This is a genomic window from Streptococcus pseudopneumoniae (assembly GCF_001072925.1).
In the GTDB taxonomy this organism is placed as follows: domain Bacteria; phylum Bacillota; class Bacilli; order Lactobacillales; family Streptococcaceae; genus Streptococcus; species Streptococcus pseudopneumoniae_Q.
This window is the reverse complement of sequence record NZ_JVHE01000097.1, coordinates 17,688-29,518: the sequence shown is the minus strand read 5'-3', so window position 1 is coordinate 29,518 and position 11,831 is coordinate 17,688. Positions and strand designations below refer to the sequence as shown.

Below are 11,831 nucleotides of genomic sequence, written 5' to 3'. Positions count from 1 at the left end.
AAATCTCAGTATGGCATCTGCCTCCCACCATCTTCGTAAACTAGCCAATCAAAACATCTTGGATACTAGAAGAGAGGGGAAAATTATATATTATTTTATAAAAGATGAGGAAATCAAAGACTTTTTTAATCAACTAGGATAACAACTATTTTTACTACTTTACCATGATTATATATAGGACTTATCTATGAAATTTTTTGATGAAAATTACACACAAGAAAGACCTCCTCGTAGCAAATGTTTAAGAAAAAAGTATAATTTAAAGCAAACCGACTTGGACTATAAAGAAATTATTTTCTAAGATATTACCAAGTTTGTTGATGATCTGTTTTACCACTGCTTCAGCTCTATTATATTTAGAGATCTAGAAACTGTAGATAGAAGTGAAGTAAGCATTCAATACGAATCAATACATAAGAAAAACGCTTATTTTAAGCGTTTTTTCTTTTTTCCAATTTCAATACATTTCACTATATTTCAGTTCAATCTCTACCTTTTTTCGCCTCTAATTTGGTTGATTTTATCAACTTGTTATTCATTTTATAAATGTACGTTTGGTAGAAAAAAGAATACAGGACAAACAAATTCCTGTATTCTTAAAATAACTTAGAACAGATATGATAATGAAGCGACTAATAAGATTATAGCGCAAATTATTTTTACGATTTTTACATATTGTTGTTTGAACAATTTATCAGAGAAAAGAGTCAATACAAGCGCAACACAAAACAAAGTAGTTCTTAAAGTCATGATTCATACTCCTTTCGTTATTTTGTTAATCTAGTAAATAAGTTGAATAGTAAGTATTTAATCTGCAAACATGTTTATCTTTTCTGAAAACTCCTTTGGTCATTGATCGGTATCTCTATCTATATTTATTATAGCACAAATAACATTATTAAACAATTATATTTATCCTTTATAAACTAACATTTGGCCATTTGACAAGGATGGATACCTGCTCCGAACTTGCTTCTAAAAGGTAGCAGGTTCAACTCTTGCTACCTTTTCTCTCCTCTTCTTTTTTGAGAGCGCTTGAAATATGTTATAATAGTTCTAGATTATTTTTTTGGAGGCAAACCGTGGGAAATTTTATTGAGCTAGTCTTTCATCGTTTCTTTTTGGGGATGATAGCTACAGCTTATTTTTGGTTATTGACACTAGCAGGAGGTGTGGTTTTTGGTATAGCGCCAGCTAGTGCGACTATCATGAGCTTATTTGCAGAACATGGCTATTCTTACCGTGCCTATGGTTTTAAAGAGGCATGGACTCTTTATAAGAGCAATTTTGTAAAAAGCAATCTCAGTTTCTACACCTTTATGGGACTTGACTTGATCTTGATTTATGGTTTGTATCTCATGATCCAATTGCCGCATCAGACCATTATCCATTTGGCAGCAACATTTTTAAATATCTTTTTGGTAGCCTTGGTCTTTTTGGCGTATACAGTTTCTCTAAAATTACAAGTTTATTTTGACTTATCCTATCAAAATACCTTAAAGCTTGCCTTTATCGGAATTTTTATGAGCTTGTCAGCAGTGGCTAAAGTTCTTCTTGGTAGCGTCTTGTTAGCCATTATTGGGTTTTATATGCCAGCCCTCATTATTTTTGTAGGGATTGGTATGTGGCATTTCTTTATTAGTGATTTATTGGAGCCTGTTTATGAAAGCATTCATGAAAAATTGGCGTCCAAATAGAATGAAACAATTTTGGCTTCATTCACTCCTTCGAACCTATACTTGGGTGATGATTGTTATCATTGCTAGTTTTGCTCTGTTGATTTCCTATGTAAACTGGGATAGTCGAGAAAAAGAAGCGAGACAGGTTTCCCAGCGGGTTTTGACTCGGACAGTGAGTGAGGTTGAGTATTACTATCGAGAATCAGCGCGTTCAGCCCAAAGTTTAGTAGATAATCAAGCACGAATCGAGGGAATTTATAAGTATTTTAGCCTCAGTACACCGGATTATTTCTATTGGCAACTGGAGCGTAAAGCATCACCCTATATTTCTGTATCCATTTATGAAAATATCGATGACCTCTATGTGCGCAATGATTTTGTAACGGGTGTAGCCATTGTCTTGCAAGATTCGACAGAAGTTTATGTTTCGAAGAGGGACAATCGTAGTGGTTACAAGGTTTCTGCAGATGCCTTCAAGCCAGATGCCAATAGTTTCGCCATTCCAGTATCGGATCCAGTATCGGATCAAGCTCTTGGTGTTATTTATGTCTCTGTATCTTCTGATGTTTTTTATAAGGCTATTGACAATACCCGAGGAAATATCCCAATTGCTGTGAGCATCACCTCTCCTTTTGAAACGGATATGTTTCACCAAGGTGAAAAAAGTGGTCGAGAGGAATGGTTGCAAGATGAGACAGCTCATGGTTATCAGGTTCAGGTTGCAGTTCCGAGGGATTATATCCTTAGTGGGAGTATCTCTAGTTCGATTTTTATTCTTGCTTTGAGTCTCCTCTTTATCGTTATTTTATATGTAACCTTGAAAAAAACATTTTCGAAGTATCAAACCCAGGTTGTTGATCTAGTGGAAACTATCCATGATATTGCGCAAGGGGAGCAAGGTAAAAGAATTGATCTCACGAAAAAAGACCAGGAATTGCTTGTAATCGCTGAGACGACAAATGATATGTTGGATCGATTGGAGAGAAATATCCATGATATTTATCAACTTGAACTGAGTCAAAAAGATGCCAATATGCGCGCCCTACAAGCTCAGATAAATCCACATTTCATGTACAATACTCTGGAGTTTCTACGGATGTACGCGGTCATGGAAAACCAAAATGAACTAGCGGATATTATCTACGAATTCAGTAGTCTCCTGCGCAACAACATCTCTGATGAGCGAGAAACAACATTGAAGCAAGAAGTGGAATTTTGTCGGAAGTACAGTTATCTCTGTATGGTGCGTTATCCAAAATCCATTGCTTACGGATTTAAAATCGACCCTGGATTGGAAGAAATGCGCATTCCAAAATTTACCCTCCAACCCTTGGTGGAAAATTATTTTGCCCACGGAGTTGATCATCGACGTACAGATAATGTGATCAGTATCAAGGCCTTGAAAAAAGAAGGATATGTTGAAATCTTGGTAACCGATAATGGGCGTGGAATTCCTGCTGATAAGCTAGCAGAGATCCAGGATAAATTAGCTCAAAGAACCTTCGAACATACGGTGGATTATAGTGAGAAACGTCAGTCCATTGGGATTGTCAATGTGCATGAGCGCTTTGTACTCTACTTTGGCGACCGCTATGACATCAGTGTAGAATCAGTTGAAAAAGAAGGTGTTCGCTATCGAATCACCATTCAAAATGAAGAGAAAGGATAAAGATGTATAAAGTACTTTTAGTTGACGATGAGTACATGATTACAGAAGGACTCAAACGTTTGATTCCTTTTGACAAATGGGATATGGAAGTCGTTGCAACAGCCAATCATGCTGACGACGCTCTGGACTACGTTCGAGAACATCCCGTAGATATTGTCATTTCTGATGTCAATATGCCTGACAAGACAGGGCTTGAGATGATTGGGGAGATGAAGGAGTTGTTGCCAAATGCTTACTATATCCTCCTTTCAGGCTATCAAGAATTTGACTATGTCAAAAAAGCCATGAATCTCAATGTCGTTGATTATCTGGTCAAACCAGTCGATAAGGTTGAGCTTGAACGCTTGCTTGAAAAGATTGCCAGTCAGCTTGGTGAAAAATCTCATGAGCCAGAAATATTGAGCCAGCAACTAGATGAAGAAGCATTCAAGGCTCATCTCAGCCAAAAAGAAAATTGGTGGATCGGACTTTCCAAGGAAAAACAAGGGAATTTTGTCATTCCTTACTACGTTCTGGGGCAAGATTGGCAAATTGTCCTTGCTGATCAGGAATTTGATGGCTTGTTGGTCATGCCTTTTGAAGCCCCTTATCAAGTCAACTTTGAAAAATGGAAATTTAATGTAGAAAAGGCACTCTTCTATGGAACTGTTAATTTAGATCAATCTGAAAGTCTCTTTTCTTACTACGAACCCATTTATCGAGTGATCATCCAGGGGAATCTCCAGCAGATTATCGAGGAGTTGACCTTACTTGAGAAGATTGTTCTTGAAAATACACCGAGAGTCTCTATCACTAAGCAGCTCTTTACTCAGTTTGTTATGGATGTTTTCCATCTTTTTGAGCATTTGAAGGCTGACGACATGACAGATATCGTCAAGAACATCCATGCCATTACAACTTTTGAGGACTTAGTCGCTTATACCAAGGAGACCTTGACTTCCTTCTTTGGCCAATACCGCATGAATGAAAATGTCGTCAGCGTGCTCGAGGTCATTGGTAGAGATTACCAAAAAGAGCTTTCTCTAAAGGATATCAGCAAGGATCTCTTTATCAATCCCGTTTATTTGGGCCAGCTAATCAAGAAGGAAACCAATTCAACCTTTGCAGAGCTTCTCAATAAGCAACGCATCAAGGCTGCCCAGCAGCTCTTGCTATCTACAAATGATAGTATCGAGGATATTTGCTATACGGTTGGTTACAGTAATGTGGGTTATTTCTATAAGGTCTTTCGAAAACTATGTGGGAAGTCTCCCAAAGCCTACCGTAAACAGGTGGAAGCAAACTTGTAGGATTTGTTTTGCTTGTTAAAATATGCTATAATAAACTAAAAAACATAAGGGGGTTGCTTTGATGAAAAAGAAACCAATCTATCTATGGGTATTGCTGATTTTATCAGCCTTACTCTCAGCAATGTCACTATTTGGAATCATATCTCCAGTACCTACTGCGGAGAGTATGAGCAATCTAGAAACATCAGCATCAGGTGTTAATGCTACTTATGCTAAGGAGCTCGTTGATTACACCATTAAGGTATCGGAGCATGGTCATTCTGTCTTCAGCATTCTCTTGGTTGTCTTATCTGTTATTCTAGTTGTTGTGGCTTTGGTTTTCCTTATTCGTAAAAACATCCAATTGGCTAACTACACTTATCTTGCTTATGTCTTCGTTGCCATCGTTGGTTCTATCTACAACTTTATCGGCGTTCAGGATGCGGTTTCACTTTTTACAGACCCTAACATCCGTATGGGAGCGGAGCTTGGTGCCAAAGGTTCTGCTATTTTTGGGATCGTACTCAATGTTATCTTCCTAGCAATCGTCTTCTATAAGATGTGGCGTCAGCAAAAAGAATTAACAGAAGCTCAAGAAGAGGAAGAACTTGTCTAAGAGTTGACAAAGGATAACTATCAAGATACAATCTTGGTAGTTATTTTTTATGATTCAAAAAAGGAGGAGAAAATGAAAAAAATTTCCTTAGTCTATATCAGTCTGAGCGGAAATACGGAGAGTTTCGTAACACGATTGAAGGCTTACCTATTAGAACAGTATGAGAATATTGAAGTAGAAAAAATTCATATTAAAGATTTGGTCAAGGAAGGAGAAGATTTCTTTGAAATGACCAACCCATATGTGGCTTTTCTACCGACTTATTTAGAAGGTGGCAATGGTGTTGACAATGGAGATGTGGAGATTTTGACGACTCCAGTAGGTGATTTTATCGCCTATGGAGACAATGCCAGTAAGTGTTTTGGTGTCGTAGGATCAGGCAACCGTAACTTTAACAACCAATACTGTTTGACGGCTAAACAATACAGCCAGCGCTTTGGTTTCCCTGTTCTAGCAGACTTTGAGATGCGTGGTATGCTGGGAGATATCAAGAAGGTTGCAGGGATTATTGCGGAACTCTATGAATTAGAAGCTTTGTAAGAGGCTAGATTTTCTGAGGAAGAGCATTATTCTATGGATAAAGGATTTACTCCAAAAGGGAACAAACGAAATGAATAAACTACAGAGATCATTTTTAAAGTATATAAAACGCAAACCAAGCTTCAAGGATATTATGCTATGCAGTGCCTTGCTACTATTAGCGATTGCTCTGCTACGGTTCTCTGAGAAAATTTTTGATGAAAATGTAGAACCACTTGGAACCATGGTATCCTTAGGGATTGTTATCCTGGTAGAAATCTTAGCTGTCAGAAATAAATAAAAAGACTCGAGAAATGTCATCTCGAGTCTTTTTGTTAGTTGCGAATTTCGTCAACGATTTCTTTTGAAATGGGAATTCCTAAACGGTAACCTTTGTTGATGTAGTCAATGACATCGTTGATGTTTTCTATCGTTTGGATTTTTTCTTTGATAGTTGCACGAAAATCTTGATCTTTCAATAGTTGGTCCTGAAGCAGTCTTTGAAGTTTCTCTTTTTCATATTTGTTGACAAGAAAGAGAAAAAGAAGACTAATAACAACTAAGATATAAGCGTATTGGCTCATAAAAATTCTCCCTAAGTGATAAAGAAATGAATAGCAAGAGAAAAGCGAAGAGTCTCCGCTTTTCAAGTCATTCTAGTGAAGTAGTTAGCTAGTCCGCATAAAATCGGCTAGCGTCTAACAATTAGGAACTTTAGTTCCAGTAACTTTAAGATTACGACGTCTTTCGGTAGAAATCGATAATATTTCTATCGAAAGACTAGTGAAGCACCTAGCCAAATCCCCTATAGGATTTAGCGTTAGTTACTTAGACTGTTTTACAATAAAGTGATTAAAAGCCTACGATATGAGCCTAACCAAATCGATATTATTTGGTTAGGTGAATTAGTGAAGCGTTTAGGTAAGTCACCTCATTTACGACGTAGTGGCCCTCTAAATCGATTATATTTAGTGGCCATGACTAGTGAAGCAGTTAGCTAGTCCGCATAAAAGCGGCTAGCGTCCAACAATTAGGAACTTTAGTTCCAGTAACTTTAAGATTACGACGTCTTTCGGTAGAAATCGATAATATTTCTATCGAAAGACTAGTGAAGCGCCTAGCCAAATTCCTTATAGGATTTGGCGTTAGTTACTTAGATTGCTTCGCAATCAAGTAACTTTGGCGATTTACATCTTCTCTGGCGCCTCCACACCCAGCAGACGAAGTGCTTCTTTGAGAACAACCGCAGTTGCATAGCTGAGAGCTAGACGACTGTCACGTTCTGGACTTTCATCTAATATACGAGTGTGGGCGTAGTATTTGTTAAAGGCTTGAGCTAAGCTGATTGCAAATTTAGCGATGATAGAAGGTTCGTAATTATCAGCTGCACGTTTAATAATACGTGGGAAGTCTTGGATGAGCTTGATGATTTCCCAACTTTCAGCGTCGTTCAAGCTATAGTTGGCACCTGCTTCAGGTTTGAAATCAGCTTTACGCAAGATTGATTGGATACGAGCGTAGGCATATTGAACATAAGGGCCAGTCTCCCCTTCGAAGGATACCATAGCTTCAAGGTCGAAGTCATATCCATTTGTACGGTCAGTTTTAAGGTCATAGAATTTAATGGCCCCAACTCCAACAGCATGAGCGACCTGGTCTTTGTTTTCAAGTTCAGGATTTTTGGCTTCGATCTGCGCTTTAGCACGGCTGATGGCTTCTGCAACAGTTGGTTCTAGCAAGATAACATTCCCTTTACGAGTAGAAAGTTTTTTCCCTTCTTTTGTTACCAACCCAAACGGAACATGGACAATATCTTGGCTCCAATCGTAACCCATTTCTTGCAAGACAGCCTTGAGTTGTTTGAAGTGAGCAGATTGTTCTTGACCAACGACATAGATAGATTTTGCAAATTGGTACTCGTTTTTACGGTAGAGGGCCGCAGCCAAGTCACGTGTGATGTAGAGAGTTGCACCGTCAGATTTCTTGATAAGAGCTGGGTGTTCAATTCCATATTTTTCAAGATTAACAACTTGGGCTCCTTCTGACTCAACAAGAAGTCCTTTTTCAGAAAGGATATCTACAACTGCATCCATCTTGTCATTGTAGAAGGCTTCCCCGTTGTAGCTGTCGAATTCAACCTTCAATTCATTGTAAAGGCGGTTAAATTCCACCAAACTTTCATCACGGAACCATTGCCAAAGTGCGAGAGCTTCCTCGTCTCCATTCTCAAGTTTACGGAACCATTCGCGTGCTTCTTCATCCAAGCTAGGGTCATTTTCAGCTTCAGCATTGATGCGAACGTAGAGTTTAAGAAGTTCATCAATCGGATGAGCTTTTACAGCTTCTTCGTCGCCCCATTTTTTGTAGGCAACAATTAGCATTCCAAACTGTTTACCCCAGTCTCCCAAATGGTTGACCTTGACTGTTTGATAACCGATTTTTTGGAAAATATGTGACAAGCTATCTCCGATAACAGTTGAGCGCAGGTGACCAATAGAGAATGGTTTAGCAATATTAGGACTAGACATGTCGATAACAACATTTTCTTGTTTACCAATATTTTGGTCAGCATAGTGTTCTTTTTCAGTGATAACAGCATGTAATACTTGAGCAGAAATAGCATTTTTATCAAGGAAGAAGTTAACATAAGGTCCAGTAGCGACGACTTTTTCAAAGGCTTGGCTATTGATTTTTTCAGCGATATCTGCTGCAATCATTTGTGGAGCTTTTCTCTCAACTTTTGCTAGAGTAAAGGCAGGGAAGGCGATGTCTCCCATGTCAGAGTTTTTGGGTTGTTCTAGTAAATTTAAAATAGCCTCTTGAGCCAGGCTGTCAATGACGCTAGCCAATTCGCTAGCAATCAATTGTTTTGTATTCATTATAAACTCCTTTGGACTTTTCTTCTATTTTATCATAATTTTGAGGAATGATAAGAATTTTTTTGAAATATTCAGTTTTTTTGGTATAATGTTCTTATTAAATAGTTGTAAAATGTTATAAATATTCACTCGAGAGGATGTTATGAGAAAAAGAGAACGTCATCAGTTGATCAAGCAGATGATCACTGAGGAAAAATTAGGGACTCAAAAAGAGATCCAGGATCGGTTGGAAGCACGCAATGTTTTTGTGACGCAAACGACCTTGTCGCGTGACCTTCGCGAACTGGGCTTGACCAAGGTTAAGAAAAATGATAAGGTCTACTATGTACTAGCAAATGAGACAGAGAAGATTGACCTGGTTGAGTTCTTGTCCCATCATTTGGAAGGTGTAGCAAGAGCTGAGTTTACCTTAGTTTTGCACACTAAATTGGGTGAAGCCGCAGTTTTAGCCAATGTTGTCGATGCCAACAAGGATGAATGGATTTTAGGAACAGTTGCGGGTGCCAATACTCTCTTGGTGATCTGTCGAGATCAGCATGTTGCTAAACTCATGGAAGATCGTTTGTTAGATTTGATGAAGGATAGATAAGGTCTTGGGAGTCTCTCTCAAGACTATTTTTAACAAGGAGAGAATGGATGACGACAGAAAAATTATCACCTGGCATGCAACAGTATGTGGATATTAAAAAACAATATCCAGATGCTTTTTTGCTCTTTCGTATGGGTGATTTTTATGAGTTATTTTACGAAGATGCAGTCAATGCTGCTCAGATACTAGAAATTTCACTAACCAGTCGCAATAAAAATGCTGACAATCCTATTCCCATGGCTGGAGTTCCCTATCATTCAGCGCAACAGTATATTGATGTCCTAGTGGAGCGTGGCTACAAGATTGCCATTGCTGAGCAGATGGAGGATCCTAAGCAGGCAGTAGGGGTTGTTAAGCGTGAGGTTGTGCAGGTGATTACACCAGGTACAGTCGTTGATAGTAGTAAACCAGATAGCCAAAACAACTTTTTGGTGGCCATCGACCGTGACGGTCAGCAATTTGGTTTGGCCTATATGGATCTAGTGACGGGTGATTTCTATGTGACAGGTTTATTGGATTTTACCCTGGTCTGTGGTGAAATTCGAAATCTTAAGGCAAGAGAAGTCGTCATCGGCTATGCCTTAACTGAAGAGGAAGAACAGATTCTCGGCCGTCAAATGAATTTGGTGCTTTCCTATGAGCAAGAATCATTTGAAGACATCCATCTGCTGGATCCACGATTGGCACCCGTTGAACAAGCTGCCAGCAGTAAGCTCCTCCAGTATGTTCATCGGACTCAGATGAGAGAACTCAACCACTTGAAGCCAGTTGTTCGCTATGAAATAAAGGATTTCTTGCAGATGGATTATGCGACCAAGGCTAGTTTAGATCTAGTAGAAAATGCTCGTTCTGGCAAGAAACAAGGGAGTCTTTTCTGGTTATTAGATGAAACCAAGACCGCCATGGGAATGCGTCTTTTGCGCTCATGGATTCATCGTCCCTTGATTGACAAGGATCGTATCCTTGAACGTCAGGAGATTGTACAGGTCTTTCTGGATTATTTCTTTGAACGTAGTGATTTGACAGAAAGCCTCAAGGGAGTCTACGATATCGAGCGTCTGGCAAGTCGAGTCTCTTTTGGGAAAAGCAATCCTAAAGATCTCTTGCAATTAGCGACTACTCTAGCTAGTGTTCCTCGAATTCGGGCAATTTTAGAAGGAATGGAGCAACCAGCCCTCACCTATCTGATTGAACAACTGGATGCGATTCCTGAATTGGAAAGTCTTATTAGCGCAGCCATTGCCCCAGAGGCTCCACATGTGATTACCGAAGGTGGCATTATTCGGACGGGCTTTGATGAGACCTTGGACAAGTATCGTCGGGTACTAAGAGAAGGAACCAGCTGGATTGCTGAGATTGAAGCTAAGGAAAGAGAAAGCTCTGGCATCAGTACGCTCAAGATCGATTACAATAAAAAGGATGGCTACTATTTCCATGTAACCAACTCGCAGCTAGGTAATGTTCCAGCCCACTTTTTCCGTAAGGCTACGCTGAAAAATTCAGAGCGTTTTGGGACAGAGGAGTTGGCGCGTATCGAGGGAGAAATGCTAGAGGCGCGTGAGAAGTCAGCCAGCCTTGAATATGAAATCTTTATGCGTATCCGTGAGGAGGTTGGTAAGTATATCCAGCGTCTACAAGCCCTGGCCCAAGGAATCGCTACTGTCGATGTCTTACAAGGACTAGCGGTGGTAGCAGAAAATCAGCACTTGATCCGTCCAGAGTTTGGTCAGGATTCGCGAATTGACATTCAAAAAGGTCGTCACGCTGTCGTTGAGAAGGTTATGGGAGCCCAAACCTATATCCCTAATAGTATCCAAATGGGTGAAGATACTAGCATCCAGCTGATTACAGGACCTAATATGAGCGGGAAGTCAACCTATATGCGTCAGCTAGCTATGACAGCTGTCATGGCCCAGATAGGGTCTTATGTTCCAGCAGAAAGTGCTCACTTGCCAATTTTTGATGCAATTTTTACCCGTATCGGGGCGGCAGATGACTTGGTTTCAGGACAATCTACCTTTATGGTAGAGATGATGGAAGCTAATAATGCCATTTCTCATGCGACTGAGCATTCTCTCATCCTTTTTGATGAGCTAGGCCGTGGAACCGCAACTTATGATGGTATGGCTCTAGCTCAGTCTATTATCGAGTACATCCATGAGCATATCGGAGCCAAGACTCTTTTTGCGACTCACTACCATGAATTAACCAGCCTAGAAGCTAGTCTTGAACATCTAGTAAATGTTCACGTGGCTACGCTTGAGCAAAATGGTCAGGTCACTTTCCTTCATAAGATTGAACCAGGTCCAGCAGACAAATCGTACGGTATTCACGTTGCTAAGATTGCAGGTTTGCCAGCAGACTTGCTAAAAAGAGCGGATGCGATTTTAACTCAACTAGAAAGTCAAGGTCAGGAAAGTCCTGCTCCAATGAGGCAAACGAATGCAGTCTCTGAACAAATTTCCCTATTTGACTCGACGGAAGAAAATCCTATTCTAGCAGAATTAGCTAAAGTAGATGTGTACAATATGACACCGATGCAGGCTATGAATCTCTTGTTAGAGCTGAAGCAAAAATTATAAGTCAAAACCCACTCAAAAGACTGAGTGGGT

10 protein-coding genes and 1 pseudogene are annotated in these 11,831 nt (G+C 39.6%); 9 read left to right on the top strand and 2 right to left on the bottom strand.

Annotation, left to right across the window (positions count from 1 at the left end):
- The 7 genes and pseudogenes from cadX to ADH81_RS06135 form a co-directional block, all read left to right on the top strand.
- A pseudogene (cadX, locus tag ADH81_RS06165) lies at nt 1-142 on the top strand (Cd(II)/Zn(II)-sensing metalloregulatory transcriptional regulator CadX); the annotation flags it as partial.
- 940 nt (nt 143-1,082) lie between these two features.
- A complete protein-coding gene (locus tag ADH81_RS06160; protein WP_045763088.1) occupies nt 1,083-1,697 on the top strand; it encodes a YesL family protein in 615 nt (204 codons plus the stop codon).
- On the top strand, nt 1,675-3,348 hold the full coding sequence (locus tag ADH81_RS06155; protein ID WP_080979288.1) for a sensor histidine kinase: 1,674 nt from the start codon (nt 1,675-1,677) through the stop codon (nt 3,346-3,348). Before ADH81_RS06160 ends, ADH81_RS06155 begins: the two co-directional genes overlap by 23 nt.
- A gap of 2 nt (nt 3,349-3,350) precedes the next feature.
- Entirely contained in the window at nt 3,351-4,637 is a 1,287-nt protein-coding gene (locus ADH81_RS06150; RefSeq protein WP_049527323.1) for a response regulator transcription factor, read from the top strand.
- Between the two features lie 61 nt (nt 4,638-4,698).
- Nucleotides 4,699-5,232 (top strand): ABC transporter permease, encoded by a 534-nt coding sequence (locus ADH81_RS06145; protein ID WP_049527320.1) that lies wholly within the window; start codon nt 4,699-4,701, stop codon nt 5,230-5,232.
- 72 nt (nt 5,233-5,304) lie between these two features.
- Nucleotides 5,305-5,772: a class Ib ribonucleoside-diphosphate reductase assembly flavoprotein NrdI gene (gene nrdI, locus ADH81_RS06140; protein WP_049527317.1), complete on the top strand. Its 468-nt coding sequence runs from the start codon at nt 5,305-5,307 to the stop codon at nt 5,770-5,772.
- Nucleotides 5,773-5,842: 70 nt separating this feature from the next.
- Nucleotides 5,843-6,052: a hypothetical protein gene (locus ADH81_RS06135; RefSeq protein ID WP_049527314.1), complete on the top strand. Its 210-nt coding sequence runs from the start codon at nt 5,843-5,845 to the stop codon at nt 6,050-6,052.
- A 34-nt stretch (nt 6,053-6,086) separates the two neighbouring features.
- Here ADH81_RS06135 and ADH81_RS06130 read toward each other — a convergent pair whose 3' ends face one another.
- Together ADH81_RS06130 and argS are read right to left on the bottom strand one after the other, a co-directional pair.
- On the bottom strand, nt 6,087-6,335 hold the full coding sequence (locus ADH81_RS06130; protein ID WP_049527311.1) for a hypothetical protein: 249 nt from the start codon (nt 6,333-6,335) through the stop codon (nt 6,087-6,089).
- Between the two features lie 603 nt (nt 6,336-6,938).
- Nucleotides 6,939-8,630: an arginine--tRNA ligase gene (gene argS, locus ADH81_RS06125; RefSeq protein WP_049527309.1), complete on the bottom strand. Its 1,692-nt coding sequence runs from the start codon at nt 8,628-8,630 to the stop codon at nt 6,939-6,941.
- Nucleotides 8,631-8,772: 142 nt separating this feature from the next.
- On the opposite strand from argS, the gene argR reads away from it, so the two are divergent.
- Together argR and mutS are read left to right on the top strand one after the other, a co-directional pair.
- Nucleotides 8,773-9,219 (top strand): arginine repressor, encoded by a 447-nt coding sequence (gene argR / locus ADH81_RS06120; protein WP_001231485.1) that lies wholly within the window; start codon nt 8,773-8,775, stop codon nt 9,217-9,219.
- A 47-nt stretch (nt 9,220-9,266) separates the two neighbouring features.
- A complete protein-coding gene (mutS, locus tag ADH81_RS06115; RefSeq protein ID WP_049527307.1) occupies nt 9,267-11,801 on the top strand; it encodes a DNA mismatch repair protein MutS in 2,535 nt (844 codons plus the stop codon).
- Nucleotides 11,802-11,831 lie beyond the last annotated feature (30 nt).